The 19968-nt window shown below is 63.9% G+C and carries 15 protein-coding genes; 8 read left to right on the top strand and 7 right to left on the bottom strand.

Going from position 1 to position 19968, the window contains the following annotated elements; genetic code table 11:
- Nucleotides 1-94 precede the first annotated feature (94 nt).
- The 4 genes from AC1RKJ_RS01580 to AC1RKJ_RS01565 all read left to right on the top strand — a co-directional run bounded on the left by AC1RKJ_RS01580 (nt 95) and on the right by AC1RKJ_RS01565 (nt 5199).
- Nucleotides 95-1810, top strand: a complete 1716-nt coding sequence (locus tag AC1RKJ_RS01580; protein ID WP_492792617.1) for an extracellular solute-binding protein — start codon at nt 95-97, stop codon at nt 1808-1810.
- A 32-nt stretch (nt 1811-1842) separates the two neighbouring features.
- On the top strand, nt 1843-3357 hold the full coding sequence (locus tag AC1RKJ_RS01575) for an AMP-binding protein (protein WP_492792616.1): 1515 nt from the start codon (nt 1843-1845) through the stop codon (nt 3355-3357).
- Between the two features lie 108 nt (nt 3358-3465).
- Nucleotides 3466-4725 (top strand): GGDEF domain-containing protein, encoded by a 1260-nt coding sequence (locus AC1RKJ_RS01570; RefSeq protein WP_492789156.1) that lies wholly within the window; start codon nt 3466-3468, stop codon nt 4723-4725.
- An 84-nt stretch (nt 4726-4809) separates the two neighbouring features.
- A complete protein-coding gene (locus tag AC1RKJ_RS01565) occupies nt 4810-5199 on the top strand; it encodes a PRC-barrel domain-containing protein (RefSeq protein ID WP_492789155.1) in 390 nt (129 codons plus the stop codon).
- 51 nt (nt 5200-5250) lie between these two features.
- Here AC1RKJ_RS01565 and mfd read toward each other — a convergent pair whose 3' ends face one another.
- Both mfd and AC1RKJ_RS01555 read right to left on the bottom strand, forming a co-directional pair.
- On the bottom strand, nt 5251-8766 hold the full coding sequence (gene mfd / locus AC1RKJ_RS01560) for a transcription-repair coupling factor (RefSeq protein WP_492789154.1): 3516 nt from the start codon (nt 8764-8766) through the stop codon (nt 5251-5253).
- The gene (locus tag AC1RKJ_RS01555; protein ID WP_492792615.1) at nt 8763-9050 is read right to left on the bottom strand and encodes a succinate dehydrogenase assembly factor 2; all 288 of its coding nucleotides are present in this window, start codon (nt 9048-9050) and stop codon (nt 8763-8765) included. Before AC1RKJ_RS01555 ends, mfd begins: the two co-directional genes overlap by 4 nt.
- A 135-nt stretch (nt 9051-9185) precedes the next feature.
- On the opposite strand from AC1RKJ_RS01555, the gene recG reads away from it, so the two are divergent.
- Nucleotides 9186-11294, top strand: coding sequence for an ATP-dependent DNA helicase RecG (gene recG, locus AC1RKJ_RS01550; RefSeq protein WP_492789153.1), 2109 nt, complete (start codon nt 9186-9188; stop codon nt 11292-11294).
- Between the two features lie 3 nt (nt 11295-11297).
- On the opposite strand, the gene AC1RKJ_RS01545 is transcribed toward recG, so the two are convergent.
- The 4 genes from AC1RKJ_RS01545 to glmU all read right to left on the bottom strand — a co-directional run bounded on the left by AC1RKJ_RS01545 (nt 11298) and on the right by glmU (nt 15874).
- A complete protein-coding gene (locus tag AC1RKJ_RS01545) occupies nt 11298-11603 on the bottom strand; it encodes a hypothetical protein (RefSeq protein ID WP_492789152.1) in 306 nt (101 codons plus the stop codon).
- Nucleotides 11604-11657: 54 nt separating this feature from the next.
- Nucleotides 11658-12431, bottom strand: a complete 774-nt coding sequence (locus tag AC1RKJ_RS01540) for a DUF502 domain-containing protein (RefSeq protein ID WP_492789151.1) — start codon at nt 12429-12431, stop codon at nt 11658-11660.
- Between the two features lie 123 nt (nt 12432-12554).
- Nucleotides 12555-14381: a glutamine--fructose-6-phosphate transaminase (isomerizing) gene (gene glmS, locus AC1RKJ_RS01535; protein WP_492789150.1), complete on the bottom strand. Its 1827-nt coding sequence runs from the start codon at nt 14379-14381 to the stop codon at nt 12555-12557.
- Between the two features lie 131 nt (nt 14382-14512).
- Nucleotides 14513-15874, bottom strand: coding sequence for a bifunctional UDP-N-acetylglucosamine diphosphorylase/glucosamine-1-phosphate N-acetyltransferase GlmU (gene glmU, locus AC1RKJ_RS01530; RefSeq protein WP_492789149.1), 1362 nt, complete (start codon nt 15872-15874; stop codon nt 14513-14515).
- Nucleotides 15875-16033: 159 nt separating this feature from the next.
- Between glmU and AC1RKJ_RS01525 the strand changes: the two genes are divergently transcribed.
- Both AC1RKJ_RS01525 and AC1RKJ_RS01520 read left to right on the top strand, forming a co-directional pair.
- A complete protein-coding gene (locus AC1RKJ_RS01525; protein ID WP_492789148.1) occupies nt 16034-17137 on the top strand; it encodes a hypothetical protein in 1104 nt (367 codons plus the stop codon).
- 59 nt (nt 17138-17196) lie between these two features.
- Nucleotides 17197-17577: a hypothetical protein gene (locus tag AC1RKJ_RS01520; protein ID WP_492789147.1), complete on the top strand. Its 381-nt coding sequence runs from the start codon at nt 17197-17199 to the stop codon at nt 17575-17577.
- Here AC1RKJ_RS01520 and AC1RKJ_RS01515 read toward each other — a convergent pair.
- Nucleotides 17537-19252: a glycoside hydrolase family 17 protein gene (locus AC1RKJ_RS01515; protein ID WP_492789146.1), complete on the bottom strand. Its 1716-nt coding sequence runs from the start codon at nt 19250-19252 to the stop codon at nt 17537-17539. The two genes, AC1RKJ_RS01520 and AC1RKJ_RS01515, sit on opposite strands and share 41 nt — an antisense overlap.
- A 156-nt stretch (nt 19253-19408) precedes the next feature.
- Here AC1RKJ_RS01515 and AC1RKJ_RS01510 point away from each other — a divergent pair, with 156 nt between their 5' ends.
- Nucleotides 19409-19960: a beta-1-3, beta-1-6-glucan biosynthesis protein gene (locus AC1RKJ_RS01510; RefSeq protein WP_492789145.1), complete on the top strand. Its 552-nt coding sequence runs from the start codon at nt 19409-19411 to the stop codon at nt 19958-19960.
- Nucleotides 19961-19968: the final 8 nt, after the last annotated feature.

Raw genomic sequence — 19968 nt, 5'->3', positions numbered from 1 at the left:
GGCCGGGGCTGCATCGATCTGGGCCGCGCTGGCGTCGAGCACGATCCATGCGCAACCGGCAGGATCATCCGGTGGTCCGGCACACGGCATCGCCATGCACGGCGCGCCTGCCCTGCCCGCAAACTTCACCCACATGCCTTACGCCAATGCCGACGCGCCGAAGGGCGGACGGATCGTTTTCGGCGTGCCGGGTGCGTTCGACAGCCTCAATCCCTTCATCGTGAAGGGTCTCGCGGTCCAGCAAATCCGCGGCTACGTGATCGAAAGCCTGATGGCGCGCGGCAACGACGAGCCGTTCACGCTCTATGGACTGCTGGCGCAAAGCATCGCGACCGACGACGCGCGCAACACCGTCACCTTCCGGCTCAATCCGCTGGCGAAGTTCTCCGACGGCCAGCCGGTGCTGGCAGCCGATGTGCTGTTTTCCTGGGAGTTGATGCGCGACAAGGGCCGCCCCAATCACCGGCTGTACTACGCCAAGGTCGAAAAAGCCGAGGCGCTGGACGAGCGCACCATCCGCTTCGACTTCGGCGCGGCGAACGACCGCGAACTCCCCCTCATCCTCGGCCTGATGCCGATTTTCCCGAAACACGCCGTGGACCTCGCCACGTTTGAGGAAACCTCCCTCACCGGCCTGGTCGGCTCCGGCCCCTACCGGGTCACCGCCTTGCGTGCAGGCGCGAGCGTAACCATGACGCGCAACCCGGACTATTGGGGCCGCGATCTGCCGGTGAATCGCGGGCTGTGGAACTTCGACGAGGTCCGCCTGGATTACTATCGCGAGGCCAACGGCGCGTTCGAGGCGTTCAAACGCGGGCTGTACGATTTTCGCTTCGAGCACGAACCGCTGCGCTGGCACGAGGGCTACAATTTCCCCGCGGCGCGCAGCGGCGAGGTCATTCGCGACGAAATCAAGCCGGGTACGCCGCAGCCGTCGGAGTTTCTGGTGTTCAACACGCGGCGGCCGGTGTTCGCGGATATTCGCGTGCGGCAGGCGCTGACGCTGCTGTTCGATTTCGAATGGATCAACCGCAACTACTTCTTCGGCCTTTACGGCCGCTCAGCGGGCTTTTTTGCGGGTTCCGAATTGTCCGCCTACAAGCGCCCGGCCGACGCACAGGAACAGAAGCTGCTCGCGCCTTTCGCGGCCGCTGTTCGGCCCGACATCATGGACGGCAGCTATCGCCTGCCCGTGACCGATGCCTCGGGCCGCGACCGAGATACGCTGCGCGCGGCGCTCGCGCTGCTGGCGCAGGCCGGATACCAGCTCGACGGCAACGTCTTGCGTCAGAAGAGCAACCGGGCGCCGCTCACGTTCGAAATTCTGGTGACCACGCGCGATCAGGAACGGATTGCGCTCGCCTATCAGCGCGATCTCAAGCGCGCGGGCATCGCCATCTCGGTGCGCGCGGTGGACGCCGTGCAGTTCGACCAGCGCAGGCTCTCGTTCGACTTCGACATGATCCAGAACCGCTGGGATCAATCCCTGTCGCCGGGCAATGAGCAGGCATTCTACTGGGGCAGCGCCGCTGCCGACAATCAGGGCACGCGCAACTACATGGGCGCGAAATCCCCCGCCATCGACGCCATGATCGCGGCGATGCTCGAAGCGCGTGAGAAAACCGAATTTGTTCCCGCGGTGCGGGCACTCGACCGGGCGCTGATCGCGGGCTTCTACGCTATCCCGCTTTATAACGCCCAGCAGCAATGGCTCGCCCGCTGGAATCGGATAGAACGGCCCAAGGCCACCGCGCTCACCGGCAGCTTGCCGGAAACGTGGTGGTACAAGCCGGGTGCAAAAGCGCCGTGAGTATTGAGATAGTGGAAGACGTGACCGAGACCTTGCAGACCGCGCCGGCTTCACCCGCGACCTCAACGGGCGCGGCGCTGACGCTGGACGATCTGTTTCGGCGCACAGTCTCCCGCCAGCCGGACGCCACAGCGCTGATCGATCCGCCGAACAAGCAGCGCGTCACCGGCGAAGCGCCGGTGCAGCTGACCTTCGCGGAAGCCGATCAAGCCGTGTCCGCCATCGCCGCGCGCTTTGTCGAGGCCGGGTTGCCGCAGGGCTCCATCATCGGCATCCAGATGCCCAACACCATCGAGTTCGTGGTGACGGTGCTGGGCGCCATCCGCGCGGGTCTGGTGGCGGCGCTGCTGCCGCAACTCTGGCGGCAGTCGGAATTGACCACGGCGCTGAACCGGATCGGGGCGCGCGCCATTGTGTCCACCAGCCGCATCGAGATTGTCGATCATGCGGATCTCGCGCTCAACGCCGCCGCAGAAGCCTTCTCGATCCGCAATGTATTCGGCTTCGGCAAGGATTTGCCCGAAGGCATGGCACCGCTCGAGATTACCACCAGCGGCATGAACGGCTGGCTGCCGCCCGCGCCGCCGGATGCGCGGCGGCCGGCCATCATTACGTTCGACGTCACGCCCGACGGATTTCGCGCGATCCCGCGCAACCATCCGCAACTGATCGCGGGCGGCCTCGCAGTGTTCCTTGAAAGCGGGCTGCCCCAAGGCGCGCGGCTGCTTTCAGCGATGGCGCCTGCCTCGTTCGCGGCGTTCGCGTCGTCGGTGGTGACGTGGCTGCTCGGCGGTGGCTCGCTCGCGCTGCACCACCCGGCGGATCTGCAAATTCTCGAAAAGCAGATCGTCGACGGCCATTTCGACACGCTGATTTCGCCCGCTCCGCTCGCCATCCGGCTGGTGGAGAGCGGCGTGTTTGCGCGACCGCAAACCGCGATCAAGCATGTGATCGGTCTCTGGCGCACGCCGGACCGCGTCATGACCAGCGACGACTGGCAGGACCCGAGTTCGACGCTGACTGACGTCTATCTGTTCGGCGAGATCGGCCTGTTCGCCGCCCGCAGGCTGGATGACGGCTCGCCCGCGCCTGTCACAGCCGGATCGTTCGGCGCGCCGCGCGGCGCAAGCTCAAAATCCATCGGCGAGATTATCGTAACGCCGAAGGCGACGCTGGCCCTGCGCGGCGCGATGGTGCCGGTCGCCGCCTATCGTCCTCCGTCGGGAGACTCCCTGACCGAAACATCCTCACCCGACTACGTCGACACAGGTTATGCCGCACACGCCGATCGCGCGACGGGAGCCATCGCCATCACCGCGCCGCCTGTCGGAATCGTCGGTGTCGGTGGATACCGCTTTCTCTCGGACGACCTTGACGAATGGGCCAAGCGGCTTGCCGCAGGCGCGATGCTGACCGCGCTGCCGGACCAGCTCAACGGCTTCCGTCTCGCCGGCCGCGCCAGCGACAACCATCGCGCCCGTGAAGCGCTGGGCGAGTTGGGCCTTAACCCTTTGATGGTCGAAGCCTTTCGCGACCGTTCCAGCTAAGCCCAAATTCCACGCTCACATTGACCTGCCATTAAGGCCCGCAGCCTAGGATTTCGCGCGCAGGCGGACACATTCGGCTGTGTGTATTTTTCTCTGAATGGCAGAACCATGTCGCAGCAAGGCCCGATCGTCACTGTCTCAAATCGGGAAAGCCATATTCTCGAAGGTCGTGCGCTAGCCGACGCCGTCGCGCAGGTGAAAACGTTTCCATTGGTGGATGTCGACTGGCCGGACGCCATGGATGCGGTCGCACGGCTGCGCCCGGCTGCCGTTCTCGCCGCCGATCTGGAAGACAATGCGACCGCGTTGACCGATCTCGCGGAACGCGCCGCGCGCGTCGATCCGTATATGCCAGTGATCGCGCTCGATCCCGGCGCATCGTTGCCGCACAATGTTCTTCCGTTCACACAGGCCGGACGAAGCCCCGAACGTCTCGTGAGCCGTCTGAACGCTGCGCTGCGCGTGCGTGCCCTGCACGCCACGCTGCTGCGCCGTCTGGCCAACGATCGCACCACATCGACGCATATGCCGACAAGCGACCCGATTGACGACGCGACCGTGCTGCTGATCGGACGCGGCGCGTCCTATCCGGCCCTGTCGGTCGCGCTCGGCGAGCAGATGGGCGTCGTCGGCGCGCTCAGCATCGAGGCCGCCGCCCGGCATCTCAACGCCCGCGAGCTTGACGGCATCATCGTCGGCGAGGGATTCACGCTTCGCGTTCTGGACGCCTTCCTGACGGTGCTCTCGGAAGATGCCCGCTTCCGCAACCTTCCGGTGGTGGTCGGAAGCGGATCGGGGCTGATCGCCGACTACGATCTGCCAAATCTCGAAATCGCCAACGGCGATCCGCACACCATTGCCGCCCTCGCCATCCCGCTGATCCGGCAGCAGGCGTTCGAGTCCCGCATCGCCCGCGCGCTGAGATCGATTGATGTCGGCGGGTTGCTCGATCCGCGTACCGGGTTGCTGACCAACGAGGCCTTCAGCCGCGACTTTGAAACGGCGGTAACCGACACCCACGCGCGCGGCGCGGGATTGTCCGTCGCCCGCATTACCTTCGCCCACGGCGCAACATCCGAGCGGATGCGCCTCGACGCGGCGCGCATTCTCAGCCGGCTGATGCGGCGGATGGATTTCGCAACGCTCGACGACGATGGCGCGATCCTCGTTGTGTTCGCCGAAACCGATCTGCGCAATGCGCATGTGATCGCACGGCGGCTCGGCAGCGTGCTGAAGCACACCATGTACAGCGCCAAGCGCGAGCAGCGGCTCGATCCTCATGTCACGCTGGCGACACTGATGCCGGGCGATACCGCGTCCGCTATACTGGCGCGGCTCCACACCGAAACGCAGCGCGTGGCGTCGTAAACTCCAGGCACCACAGTTTCAGAATCGTCCGGAACAATCGAACCAGCTCTGCATTGGTGAGCCTCTATCGCATTGGAGGCTACCATGAAGAAGATTGCACTTATCGGCGCCGCGCTGGCGATTCTTGCTGCCCCAGCCCTCGCCCAGACCAGCGGGACCGCTCCCGCCGAGGCGAAGTTCTCGACCGTCACCAAGGATGAGATGTTCAGCTCCAAGCTCAAGGGTCTGAACGTCTACAACCAGAAGGATGAAAAGGTCGGCGAAATCTCCGATCTCGCCATCGGCAAGGGCCAGCAGGTTCAGGCCATGATCCTCTCGGTCGGCGGCTTCCTCGGCGTCGGCGAGCACTATGTCGCCGTGTCACCCTCGTCGCTCAACGTGAAGTACGACAAGGACAAGGACACCTGGCGCGCGACGATGAACACGACCAAGGACCAACTCAAGGCTGCGCCTGAGTTCAAGTATCCGAAGTAAGATAGTTTGACGAACGAGCGGCCGCGGGTTTCGACCCGCGGTCGTATCGTCTCACGCCGCCTTTTTGCCTTCCGCCAGATTGGCGAGATCGCGCAGGATCGTGGTCGTGCCTTCGACGCGCTCCTCGGGCGTGCTCCATTCCTGGAAGAACACCACCTTCATGTCGGGGCGCACCTTCGCGGCCTGTCCGTGCTGGCGGATGAAGTAAACCAGCTTCTCCGGCTGCGCGAAGGAGTTGTCGCGGAACGTGATGACTGCGCCCTTCGGCCCTGCATCGACCTTCTCGACATTGGCTCTCCGGCAATACGCCTTGACCGCCGCGATCTGGAACAGATAGCGGACCTCGTCCGGCAGTGGGCCGAAACGGTCGCGCAACTCCGCGCCGAAATTCTCGATTTCGTCGTCGGTGTCCAGATCCGCAAGGCGGCGATACAGCGACAGCCGGATCGAGAGATCCGCCACGAAATCTTCCGGAATCAGCACCGGCATTCCGAGCGTGATCTGCGGCGACCAGCGGTCCGCGACAGGCTCCGAGATGCCGGCCTTGAGCGAGAGGATCGCCTCTTCCAGCATCGATTGATACAATTCGAAGCCGACTTCCTTGATGTGGCCGGACTGTTCCTCGCCGAGCAGATTGCCCGCGCCGCGAATGTCGAGATCGTGCGAGGCCAACTGGAAACCCGCGCCGAGGTTTTCCAGCGACTGCAACACCTTCAGGCGGCGTTCGGCCTGCGCGGTAATCTTCTGCTGCGCCGGCAGCGTGAACAGCGCATAGGCGCGGAGCTTCGAGCGCCCCACCCGGCCGCGCAACTGATAAAGCTGCGCGAGGCCAAACATGTCGGCGCGATGCACGATCAGCGTGTTCGCCGTCGGAATATCCAGTCCCGACTCCACGATCGTGGTCGAGAGCAGGATGTCGTACTTGCCGTCGTAGAACGCGGACATGATGTCCTCGATCACCGTCGGCGGCATCTGGCCGTGCGCGACCGCGACTTTCATCTCCGGCACATGCTTGTCGAGGAAGTCCTTGGCCTCGGCGAGATATTCGATGCGCGGGCAGACATAGAACGCCTGGCCGCCGCGATACCGTTCGCGCAGCAGCGCCTCGCGAATCATCAGCGGATCGTGCGGTGCGACGAATGTTCTGACAGCGAGACGATCGACCGGCGGCGACGCGATGATCGACAATTCGCGCACGCCAGTGAGAGCCAGTTGCAGCGTGCGCGGGATCGGCGTCGCGCTCAATGTGAGAACATGGACCTCGGCGCGCAACTGCTTCAGCCGTTCCTTGTGGCTGACGCCGAAGTGCTGCTCCTCGTCCACGATCAGGAGCCCGAGATCCTTGAACTTGATGCTCTTGCCGAGCAGCGCATGGGTGCCGACGATGATGTCGACCTTGCCGTCGGCCAGATCCTTCTTCACCTGCGTCATCTGCTTGGGCGCCACCAGCCGCGACGCCTGCGCGACATTGACCGGGAAACCCTTGAATCGCTCGGTGAAGGTCTTGGTGTGCTGACGCGCGAGCAGCGTGGTTGGCACCACGACCGCGACCTGCTTGCCGTCCAGCGCCACGGCAAACGCCGCGCGCAACGCCACTTCCGTCTTGCCGAAACCGACGTCGCCGCAGATCAGGCGATCCATCGGGCGGCCGGCGTCGAGATCGTGCAACGCCGAGTTGATGGCGCCAAGCTGGTCTTCGGTCTCCTCGTAAGGAAAGCGCGCGCAGAATTCGTCGTAGGTGCCCTGATGCACCGGAAATTTCGGCGCGACATGGACATGCCGTTCGGCGGCGATCTTGATGAGGTCGCCCGCGATCTCGCGGATGCGGTTCTTGAGCTTGGCCTTGCGCGCCTGCCATCCGCCGCCGCCGAGCCGGTCCAGTTCGACATTGCTGTGGTCGGAGCCGTAGCGCGACAGCAGTTCGATGTTCTCGACCGGGAGAAACAGCTTGGTCTCGTTGGCGTAGTGCAGTTCGAGGCAGTCGTGCGGCGCGCCGCCGACCTGCAAGGTCTGCAAGCCGACAAAGCGCCCGATGCCGTGCTCGACATGCACCACCAGATCGCCGGTGGCGAGCGATGTCACTTCGGAGATGAAGTTCTCGAGCTTGCGGCTGGCCTTGCGCGGACGCACGAGACGATCGCCGAGAATGTCCTGTTCGGTAATCAGCGCGGTGGTTTCGGTCTCGAAGCCGGATTCGAGGCCGATCACCGCCAGCATGGTCTCGTTGCGCGGCGTCGCCTGCACCGCGCGCCACGAATTGACGCTGGTGATGTTGAGCAGCTTGTGGTCCTTCAGCATCGAGGCCATGCGGTCGCGCGAGCCTTCGGACCACAGCGCGACGACCACTTTCTTGCGCGCGGACTGAAGCCCGCTGATGTGCGCCACCACGCTCTCGAACACATTGACCTTGGTGTCCGCGCGCTCCGGCGCGAAGTCGCGGCCCTGCCGCGCGTCGATATCGATGAAGCCTTCACCGTCCGGCACCGCGAACGGCGTCAGCCGCGCCAGTGAACTGTCGCCAAGCAGCGAGGTCCATTCCGCGTCGGTGAGATAGAGCCGGTCCGGCGGCAGCGGCTTGTAGATCGCGCCGCCGCCCGGCGTATTCATGACCTCGCGCCGTGCTTCGTAATAGTCGTTGATCTGGGTGAAGCGCTCGCGTGCGGCGTCCTCGGCCTGATGTTCGAGCACGACAGGCGCGGCGCCGAGATAATCGAACAGCGAATCCATCCGCTCCTGGAACAGGGGCAACCAATGTTCCATGCCGGGATGGCGGCGGCCTTCGCTCACCGCCTCGTACAGCATGTCGTCGCGCTCAGGCGCACCGAACTGCGCCACATACGCCATGCGGAAACGCTTGATGGTTTCCGTGACAAGCTGGAATTCCGACACCGGCACCAGATCGAGCGCGCGCATGTCGAGCAGCGTGCGCTGCGATTCCGCGTCGAAGGTGCGGATCGATTCCAGCGTGTCGCCGAAGAAGTCGAACCGCACCGGCTGGTCGAGTCCCGCCGGAAACAGGTCGAGGATGCCGCCGCGCACGGCGTATTCGCCGGGTTCCCGCACCGTCGAGGTGCGGCTATAGCCGTTATGTTCAAGCCACGACGCGATGGAATCCATCGGCACGCGGTGCCCCGGCGCGACCGACAGCGCTTGCGCCGCCACCACCTCACGCGCGGGGACACGCTGGACGATGGCGTTGACCGTGGTCAATACGATCAGCGGCTTCTCGCTGCCCTGAAGCCGCGACAGCCGCGCCAGTGTGGTCAGGCGTTGCGCGAGGATGCCGCCATGGGGCGACACGCGGTCATAAGGCTGGCAGTCCCAGGCCGGAAACTGCATCACGCCGATGTCGGGCGAAAAGAATTCCAGCGCGCGCGCCAATTGCGCCATGCGCGGGCCGTCGCGGCATACCACCGCGAGACTAACGGCGGGCGCGTCCTTCTTGGCCGCGACCGCGCGGGCGAGATCGGACACAACCAGACCTTCCGCGCCTTCCGAAACATTGGACAGCGTCAGCGCATGGCCGGGACGAAGCAATTGCGCGGGCGACCGCGTCGGGGACTTCATGCGCGCGAACCATCCAGATAGGTCTTGATGCGAACGTAGATGCCGTCCGCATAGTCCGGCGCGAGCGGCTGCCCGCCGCTGAATGCTGCGTAAAGATCCGGGTCCGGCAACTCGATCAGGCGTTCGAGGTCGGCCACGTCCGCATCGCTCAACTCGCCGATCTTCGCGTCGGCAAAACCGCCGAGGATGATGTCCATCTCGCGCGTGCCGCGATGCCAGCAGCGATACAGCAGCCGCTTGCGCCGGTCATCGAGACCCTCGCTCGATCGTGTCGTTCCCGTCATGTCCGTCGCCTTCTCCAACGCAAAAAGCCCGGACGTGCCGGGAAGCTTGATATAGCCATCATGATTGCCGATGTCAGCATTTCTCTGACCTTGCATTCGGGATATGCAAAAGCAGCCCTCTAACGAGTCGCCACGATGCGCCCACCGTTGCTCAATCCCCTGTTTGCGCCCGTGACGAGCCTGTCAGGTGTCGGGCCGAAGCAGGACAAGCTGTTTCGCTACCTGCTCGACCGCAGCGAGACGCCGCGGCTGGTGGACCTGCTGCTGCATCTGCCGACCAACGTGATCGACCGCCGCGCGCGGCCGACCATCCGCGACGCGGTTCCAGGCACTGTTGTGACACTGGAAGTGACCATAGACCGTCACCGCCCAGCGCCGCCCGGCCGCTCAAGAGCGCCGCACCTGGTCTATGCCAGCGACGAGACCGGCGACGTGGTCCTCACCTATTTCCGCGCCAAGCCCGAATACATCGAAAAGTTGCTGCCCAAGGGCGAGAAGCGCTACGTCTCCGGCACCGCGCAGATGTTCGACGGCACCCTGCAGATCGTGCATCCCGACCGGGTGGTGGACGAGGAAGGCCTCGCGAAACTGCCGCAGATCGACGCGGTCTATCCGCTCACCGAAGGCCTCGCCATCGGCTCGATCCGCCGCGCCATGGTGCAGGCGCTGCAAAAGCTGCCGACGCTGCCGGAATGGATCAGCCCCGAGGTGCTGCGACGATGTTCTTTTCCGCCGGTTGCCGAGGCGCTGCATCGCGTCCACGAGCCGAACGAACTCACTGACATCCTGCCGCAGAATCCGTTCTGGTCTCGGCTCGCATTCGATGAACTGCTTGCCGGACAACTTGCGCTGGCACTGGTACGCGCGCAGTTGCGCCGGCCCGCCGGCGTGCGCAATGCCGGCGACGGCCATCTGCGGCACAAGATCATCGACGCGCTGCCCTATGCGCTGACGACGTCGCAGCAGGACGCCGCGAAGGCCATCGCCGACGATCTGAACCAGCCGGTGCGGATGTTGCGCCTCCTGCAAGGTGACGTCGGGTCCGGCAAGACAGTGGTCGCCCTGCTCGCGGCAGCCGCCGTCACTGAGACCGGCAAGCAGGCGGCGCTGATGGCGCCGACGGAAATTCTTGCGCGCCAGCACATCAAGACCGTTGCTCCCTTAGCGGAGCGCGCGGGGATGCGCGTCGCCATCCTGACCGGCCGCGAGAAAGGCAAGGAACGCCGCGACATCATCGAGCGGCTTGCCGGCGGCGAGATCGATCTTCTGGTCGGCACCCACGCGCTGATCCAGGACGATGTGATCTTCAAGTCGCTGGCGCTGGCCGTCGTGGACGAACAGCATCGCTTCGGCGTGCGCGAACGGCTTGCGCTCACCGAGAAAGGCGACGCCGTCGATGTTCTGGTGCTGAGCGCCACGCCGATCCCGCGCACGCTGGTGCTGACATATTTCGGCGACATGGATATTTCCGAACTGCGCGAGAAGCCCGCAGGCCGCCAGCCGATCGACACCCGCGCCGTCGCCAAGAGCCGTCTGCGTGAGGTCGTGGACGGTCTCGACCGTGCGCTGGAGTCAGGCAAGCGCGCCTACTGGATCTGCCCGCTGGTGGAGGAATCGGAAGCGGAAGGCCACGACCACCTCACCAACGCAACAAAGCGTTTCGAGACGCTGCAAAAGCGCTTCGGCGAACGGGTCGGCATAGTTCATGGCCAGATGAAAGGCACCGAGAAGGATCGCGTGATGGCGCAGTTCGCTGCCGGCGAGATTCAGCTTCTGGTGGCGACGACCGTGGTCGAAGTCGGCGTCGATGTCCCGCAGGCTACCATCATGGTGATCGAGAACGCCGAACGCTTCGGGCTCGCACAGCTGCACCAATTGCGCGGGCGCATCGGGCGAGGCTCGGAGGCCTCGACATGCATCTTGCTCTATCATGAGCCGCTCACGGAAATGTCCGGCGCGCGCCTGAAGGTGATCCGCGAGACGGCCGACGGCTTTCGCATCGCTGAGGAAGATTTACGCCTGCGCGGCGAAGGCGAAGTGCTCGGCACCCGCCAGAGCGGCCTGCCCGGCTATCGCATCGCGCGGCCGGAGGTTCATGCGCAGTTGATCGCGCAGGCGCGCGACGAGGCGCTGCGGATTATGCAGACCGATCCGAAACTCAAGGGTGAGCGCGGCGATGCGCTGCGGTGCCTGCTTTATCTCTATGAGCGCGACGAAGCCCTGCCGCTGATCGGTGCCGGCTGACGCTTATGTCAGATGCCGTGCGACGAAGACGCGTCCAGCCGTCCACAGCGCGCTCGGGATCGTGGGAGCGCCGATCATGGTCATGGTCAGTATGCTCAATGCGAAATTGCCGACCCACCATCGCCACTCTGGAGTCCTGAATCCCAGACCCGAACACGCGATATTCACGAAGAACGCGGCATAAGCCGCGATAGCGGAAATCGACGTGCCGACGCCGTAGCCTGCAATCCGAAGTTCGGTCACGACGGTCACGACAACGCTGATCAGAACAACCGTCCAGACAAGCGATCGCGTTGTAATAGCGCGCATGGTGCCGATCTGCCTGTTACCGAGTTGTCGCGCTGCCGCCCGAATGAAGCAAAACTAGTCCACCTTGGCGGCGGTGGGCGTCTGCGACGCTGTCGCGACGCGGGCGGCGTTGGCCATCTCGGCCAGCGCGTTGACCTTCTTCTGCGCGTCACCGCCGGGCTGGACTACGCCAGCCGACATGATGAGCGTCGCCGCATCCTCGGCGCTCATGTCGATGTCGATGATCTTGCTCTTGGGCACGTAGAAGAAGAAACCCGTGGTCGGGTTCGGGGCGCACGGCAGGAACACCGAGATGAACTCTTCCTTGCCCGGAAGACTGGCGGCGATCTCGACGCTCGGCGGCTGCGAGATCAGCACGATGGACCACATCCCCGGCGAGGGAAATTCCACAAGGCCGACGCGACGGAAGCTCGATCCGTTTCCGGAAAACAGCGTCTCGAACACCTGCTTCAGGCCGCGATAGATCGCGCGCACCACAGGCATCCGCCCGAGCAGGTTTTCACCGAGATCGACCAGCGTACGGCCGATCAGGTTGGCGGTGAGGAAGCCGAGAAACGTCAGCGCGAAGACGGCGACGATCAGGCCTGAACCCGGCAGGCCGAATGGCAGATAGGTTTCGGGACGGTATGCGATCGGCACGAACGGCCGCACGATGCCGTCGACCCAGGTCACGAACCACCACGTCAGGTAGAACGTAATCGCGATCGGGCCGGCGATGACCAGTCCGGTCAGAAAATAGGTGCGCAGGCGCGCCATCGCACCGCGCGGCACGTCCGGCCCGGCGGGAGGCAGGTTTCCTGGAGCCAGGGTTGGCGTGGTTTCATTCATCGCAGAACCGAACCATCCTCAATCACAGTACGCAAGCAGCATCGCAAATCATTACGACATCATTGTATCAGACTTTAGCAGGCGCAAACCACGCGCGCTGCGACCGATTGTCAGTTCAGGGGTCTACTCAACCGTCACCGACTTCGCGAGGTTCCGCGGCTGGTCGACGTCGGTGCCCATGATAACCGCCGTGTGGTACGCGAGCAGTTGTACCGGGATGGCATACACCATCGGCGTCACGGTGGACGGCATGTCGGGCAGGATGATCGTCACCAGCGACTCGACGGTGGCTTCCTTCGCGCCCTGCGCGTCGGTCATCAGGATGATCCGGCCGCCGCGCGCCGCGACTTCCTGCATGTTGGAGACGGTTTTCTCGAACACGCGGTCATGCGGCGCGATCACCACCACCGGCATCTTCTCGTCGATCAGCGCGATGGGACCATGCTTGAGTTCGCCAGCGGCATAGCCTTCCGCATGGATGTACGAAATTTCCTTGAGCTTCAGCGCGCCTTCCAGCGCCAGCGGATAGTTGGTGCCGCGTCCGAGATAGAGCACGTCCTGGCTCTTGGCGATGTCGCGCGCGAGCTTCTCGATCTGAGGTTCAAGCGCGAGCGCTTCCGTCATCAGGCGCGGCACTTCCACCAGGCCGTGAACCAGCTTGGTTTCATCGTCCGCCGATAATTCGCCGCGCACCTTGCCCGCTTCGATCACCAACGCTGCCAGCGCCATGAGCTGGCAGGTGAACGCCTTGGTAGATGCGACGCCGATTTCGGGACCGGCAAGCGTCGGCAGCGCGGTCTCGCTTTCGCGCGCGATGGTCGAGGTCGGCACGTTGACGATAGCGATGGTGTGCAGGCCTTGCGACTTGGCATAGCGCAGCGCCGCCAGCGTATCGGCGGTCTCGCCCGACTGCGAAATGAAGATCGCGAGATCGCCCTTGCGCAGCGGCGCTTCGCGATAACGAAACTCGGACGCGACATCGAGTTCGACCGGCAGCCGCGCAAGACGTTCGAACCAGTATTTCGCGACGAAGCCCGCATAGCTCGCGGTGCCGCAGGCGGTGATGGAGACGCGCTGAATGTCTTTGAAGTCGAACGGCAGCTTCACCGGCATCGCCACCTTCTCGGTGGCCATGTCGACGTAATGCGCCAGCGTATGGCCGACGACTTCGGGCTGCTCGTGAATTTCCTTCGCCATGAAGTGGCGATAGTTGGCCTTGTCCACCAGCGCGCTCGCGGTGTTGTGCTTGACGATCTCGCGTTCGACCACGGCGTTGTTGTCGTCGTATACGGTCACGTCGGCGCGGGAGAGAACAGCCCAGTCGCCGTCCTCCAGATAGCTGATGGTGTCGGTGAACGGTCCAAGCGCGATGGCGTCGGAGCCGAGATACATTTCGCCGTCGCCGTAACCGACCGCGAGCGGCGAGCCCTTGCGCGCGCCGATCATCAGGTTCTCTTCGCCCTTGAAGATGAAAGCCAGCGCGAATGCGCCATGCAGCAACGGCAGCGTCGCCTTCACGGCTTCGGCGGGTTTCATTCCTTTCGCGAGAAACGAGCTGACGAGATGCGCCACGACCTCGGTGTCGGTCTCGCTGGTAAAAGTCGCGCCCTGCTTTTCGAGTTGCGCGCGCAAGTCGCGAAAGTTTTCGATGATGCCGTTATGGACAACGGCAACGCGGTCGGTCGCGTGCGGATGCGCGTTGCTTTCCGTCGGCTTGCCGTGTGTGGCCCAGCGCGTATGGCCGATGCCGATATGCCCGCCGAGCGGCGACGTCTTCAACACGGCTTCGAGATTTTTGAGCTTGCCCTTGGCGCGGCGGCGGTCGAGCAGCACGCCCTCGAGCGTGGCGACGCCAGCGGAGTCGTATCCGCGATACTCAAGACGCTTGAGCGAGTCGACCAGTTGCTCGGCAACAGGTCCCCGTCCGAGAATTCCTACAATTCCGCACATGCGGTTCGATGTCTCCAGCCCGCCCCAATGCGGCCTTATGTACCGAGGAATAACACGGTTCTGCCTCAACATTTGTTGCGGATTGAGACAGGGTAAACCGTTAACAAAATCAGCGGCGTAAGCGGCGTGCCTTACTTTTGACTTTTGGGCTTCCGATTCAGCATTTTCAGCTCGCGGAAGCGTTTGACCCAACCTTCCCGAACGGTCTGTTCGCTGCGTTCGACCGCCAGCGAATCGTCTGGCACGTCCTTCGTGATAACGGAGCCAGATCCGATAAAGGCGCCCGCGCCGACCTTCACCGGGGCCACCAGCGACGAATTCGAGCCGACAAACGCGCCGGCGCCGATCTCGGTGCGGTGCTTGTCGAAGCCGTCGTAATTGCAGGTGATCGTGCCCGCGCCGATGTTGGCGTTCGCGCCGATATGCGTATCGCCGATATAGGTCAGGTGATTGACCTTCACACCGGCCTCCAGATCGGCGGCCTTGGTCTCGACGAAGTTGCCGATGCGAACGCCCTCGCCCAGCACCGTGCCCGGCCGCAGCCGTGCATAAGGGCCGATCGATGCATTCTTGCCGATGCGCGCGCCGACGATGTTCGAGAACGAGTGGATCACCGCGCCGTCGTCGATGGCGACGCCCGGCCCGATCACCACGAACGGCTCGATGGTGACGTCCTTGCCGAACGTCGTGTCCGCCGCGAGGAACACCGTTTCCGGCGCAATCAACGTCACGCCAGCGTCGAGCGCCGCTTGCCGCAGCTTGCCCTGCATCACCTGCTCGGCTTCGGCCAGTTGTGCCTTGGTGTTGATTCCGCGCACTTCGTCCTCATCGGTTTCGATCACGGCCGCACGCAAGCCTAGCTCACGCACGATACCGACCGCATCGGTCAGATAGTACTCGCCTTTGCTGTTGCCATTCCCGATCTTGTCGAGAATTTTCAGCGCGGTGTTACCCGCGAAAGCCATGACGCCAGCGTTGCAGAGAGTCACGGCGCGCTCGGTTTCGCTGGCATCGGCCTGCTCGCGGATCGCAACGAGATTGCCGCTCTCCATCAGCAACCGCCCGTAGCCCGTAGGGTCGGCTGCGCGAAATCCCAGAACCGCCAGCGCCGCGCCGTCCTTCAACGCCGTTCGCAGCCGCGCGAATGTCGCACCGTCAATCAGCGGCGTATCGCCGAACGCCACCAGAATATCGTCAGCGCCAGCCGCGATAGCTTCGCGCGCCGCCAGCACCGCATGCGCGGTTCCGAGGCGCTCGCGCTGCACATAGGTCTTGGCTTCGGGACGGACGCGCCTGATCTCATCGATGACTGCCTGATGATCCGGCCCGACCACCACAGCCGTCGTGTCCCCCATGCCGCCAGGCGCTGCCGCAAGGACATGCGCAATCAGCGGTCGGCCGGCGACCGGATGCAGCACTTTGGGCAGGCTCGATCGCATCCGCGTGCCTTCGCCGGCCGCGAGCACGATCGTGAGAGTTGTTCTGCCGCTCATGCATCATCCTGTGCAGCGCGAAAGGCGCGCCAGCGTCGTCTTACCCGAGAGCGCAGAGGGACAAAAGCGTTTTGGGTGCTTCCCCCCGCGCACGAACCCCAGCTTCTGTTAATCTTTACGGAATGATTCGCCGGGCCACGGGAGGGCCGCGCCTGAGCTATGACCAAGAACCGCAACCAGTTCCGCGATGACCTGACGGACGACGATGGCACCGGCTGGATCAACCGCTTTCTCGCGGAGGAGGATGAATTCGACGGTCGCGCGATGTGGCGTCTGGCGTCCTGGGGCGTCGGCTCGGTTGCGGCCCTGGTGGTCGCAATTCTCGCGACACGGTCGCCCGCCGCGATCAACCGCGATCAAATGGCATCCGCCGAGCTCGCACGGCAATCCCAGCAGGTGCAGTGGATCGCCAAGGAAAGCCAGAACAAGGCCCGTGAGCTTGCGGCTGCGGTCGACACGCTCAACGCCGACCGCGACCGCTTGTACACCCGTGTGACTGTGCTTGAGCAGGGGCTCGACTCAGTGACCGGCGCGCTGGCGCGGTCACCTGCACCGGCATCACCTTCCCCCTCGGCATCGAAAGAACCTTCCACAGAGCCATCGCAAACCGCGCTGATGTCGCCGGCGGATGCCGATCCCATCGGACCGTTCAAGCCTGCGGAGACAAAGGCCGAGCCCGCCGCGCCGCTTCCGAAGATCGCTCCAGTCGCGACAGTTGCACCTTCCGCTCCCGCGAAGCGTGATGAGCAGAAGGCTGAAACGCCAGCGACGACTCCAACCCCAGCGCCCGAAGTCACAGCAACTCTCGCAACACCCGATGCGGCGGCTGGAGACACCCCGTCATCCAGTCTCGTGCGTCGAACCGAATTCGGGGTCGACCTCGGAGGCGCCAACTCGGTCGAGGGACTACGCGCCGTCTGGCGCGGCGCGCTGAAGGCAGGCGCGCAGCAGCTCGCGTCATTGCAGCCGATCATCGTGGTGAAGGAACGCAACGACGGTCTGGGTATGCAGTTGCGGCTGGTCGCCGGGCCGCTTTCCGATGCGGCGGAAGCGGCGAAAGTCTGCGCCGGTCTTTTGACCGAGAGGAATCGCCCCTGCGAGACGTCGGTGTATGAAGGCCAACGCCTGAGCCTGACGAGTGCAAGCGAAAAGACGCAAGAAGCCCCTGTTCACCGCCCGAAACGGCGCAGCCGGGTGCGCGCGGAAGTGGTCGAGGAGAAGCCTCGTTCGTCGTCATTCAGTTCATTTTTTGGCATGAAATAACCGCTCAACTTTGCGCCGCCCGGGTTGTGTCGTCATCCGATCCGAACCATATTCGGCGCATGAAAAAAGAGCCGTTCAGACTGACCCCGTATCAGGTGCAATGGATTCTGGTCGTGGGTTTTCTCACCGTCGGATACGCCCTGTACCTGCGTTACATGGCCATTGAATTTTCACAGGTACGGCTCGAATGCGAGGCCGGCCTGCAAACCATGCTGTGCAAGACGCGCACGCTGATGATGTATTTGTTCAAGCACTATGTGTTCGGCATCGCGGCGCTGGTCATCGCGACCCTGCACGTGATCCGGCCGTCGATCGTGACGCTCACCGCAGGGCTGATCGCCGCATCGTTCGGGATCGTGCTCTATAATATTGGACTGTCAGGCGTCGCGATTGCGCTGCTTATTCTGGGGTTCGCACGACCCGCGCCCGCGACAGCGTAAGCGCAAGCAGCAGATACAATCCGCAAGTCCAGAGCGACTGCCAGTTGGCAGGTCCCTCGTTGAAACCGATATAGAGCGCGGAGAGCGCAAGCGTGGCGGCAAAGACGGTCTCGGTGATCGGACGCCTGCCGGAGGTCGGCCGGTTGAGCGCGGTCAGCAGCAGGAATGGCACGACGGCCATGGTCAGCGCAGCGAACTGGAAATCGCGGTAGCGCGGATCGAACACGAAGCCCAGCGCCGTCTGGGTTGCGAGCGCCGTCGTCACCAGCAGCACGACCCCGAGAATGGTCTGCATCCGAGAGCCGGTGCGATAATCGCGCGGACCGATAAGCTCCAGAAATGTCGGAAGACCGCGGCCGTACATCACAGTATTGGCCACGATCAAAGGCGACAGCACGGCGGCGGCGAATAGCAAAATGCCGACAGTCCAGCCACCGATCCCAAGGCTTTCGACCAGCAACTTTTCGAGTGCGACGCCAAACAGTGCGCCACCCGCGGTTGCGCAGATCGCAACAGTGACCCAGGAGCTCAACCGCGGCGACCATGGCCTGCGGCGCAGAGTCAGCAACGCCACGCCAAAGACGAGCGCCGAGAAAATCATGCCCGCGGCGGCATAAACCTTCGCGCGGGGAAAGTTGGTGATGGGCTCACCCGCTGGATATTTCAGCTCACGCGCGCCGCCGGCATCGAACAGGCCCCAGTGGCCTCCCACGGTGCCTTCCCACATCCGCTTCCACGGCTGGTCGTAGGCTTCGATGAGGTTGACCCGGAACTTCTGCTGGCGGGCAAGTTCAAGAATTTCGGAAACGACCCGGGCCTGGTTGGCTCGCGACGGCAGTGCGCCTTCACGCATACGGCCCGCGCTCGGCCAACCGGTTTCCCCGATCAGGATCTCCTTGTTGGGAAACGCGACAGCCATCCGCTTGCGGATCGATTCGACGTGACCGGCCGCATACTTCGCGCGAATCGGGAAATCCTCCCAGTACGGCAGGATATGAATGGTGACGAAATCGACGGCATCGTAGACGTCGCGATTCTTGAGCCAGAATTCCCATACGTCGGCGTAGGTCACCTGCATGGCGCCGACCTTCGACTTCACGTAGCGGATGTTCGCCACTAGATCGGCCGCAGTCATTTCGCCGCGCAGCAACACCTCGTTACCGACGATGACTGCGCTGACGACAGACGAATGCTTTTTGGCGAGAGCGATGGCCGTTTCCATCTGCACCCGGTTGTCGACGCGGTTCGTTCCGATCCAGATTCCCAGCATCACCTTGAGACCGGCCTTCTGGGCAAGCTCGGGCACCATGTCGAGACCGTTGCCGACCGAATAGGTCCGGATGCAGCCGGTGACCTTGGCGAGCTGCGCGAAATCCTCCGCCATCTGTTCCGGCGCGATGATCAGTCCGGGTTCAAGGGGATTCTGTGCACCCCGGAAAGGCGCGTAGGAGACGCATTCCAACTTCGCGGCAGGGTCGATGGGGGCGCGCGCCAATACGATCGGCGTGGCCAACCACCACCACACCGCGGCAATAGCGCTCAGGGATATGACGAGAAGGGCCAGCGGCGTACGAAGGGAAATTGGTTCCGTCCTCCAAGAAGGCACGTCGATAACGGGTCGCCGCCGGTCTGCCAAGACCCCCTCCGCCCGCCGCCCCCTGTCTTCTCGTCGCATACCCCCACCGAAACCGTCCCAAGCTTCCGCATTGCTGGACAAAAACATAAATGTCCTTCATTGGAATCAGGCAGTTGCGGTAGAGGCAATCTTCCGCCGCAATGGGAAGGCATCTATGTGCCGCCGCGTTGCGAGGCACAATCAATCGGGGATTTCATGCGTCGGGTTCGTACCGGGTTTCGAGTTGCAATTTTTCAGCGCGTCGCCGTTCCGGCCCTGGCCCTGTTTGTGGGCATTGGCGCTGCCATCGCCCAGAGCGGTGATCTCCGCGCTCAGGACTCGGCTCCCAAGCAGGCAGCCCCTGCGGACGCCGCCAAGGACAGCCAGCGCAAGGCCGACGAGTTCGTGGAAGCCGCGCAGGCGATTAACGGGCCTGCCGGAAATCCGGAATGCGTCTGGCTCGGCCGACGAGTGGTCGGGCTGATGTGGCGCGACGATCTCGATACGGCATTCCGTCACCTCGATCTCTACGAGCGGTTCGGGTGCCCCGGCGGTCACATCCAGGGTGCGTTCCGCTGTCTGGTGCGCTTCGGCGCCACGATTGATCCGAAAGTCGCGGAAACCCTGAATGGCCGCGTCCATGCGTGCTGGATCAACCCTGCCGCCCAGCCGCAGGCGGCGGCTGCACCGCCTCCAGCGGCGCCTGCTGCCCCGGCAGGGACGTCGCCTGCCCCGGCCGCCGCCGCTCCGGCGGCACCCGCGAAATAGCTGGCTGC

This window comes from Afipia sp. GW822-FHT04G07 (assembly GCF_058800765.1).
This window is presented reverse-complemented; position numbering and strand designations above follow the sequence as displayed.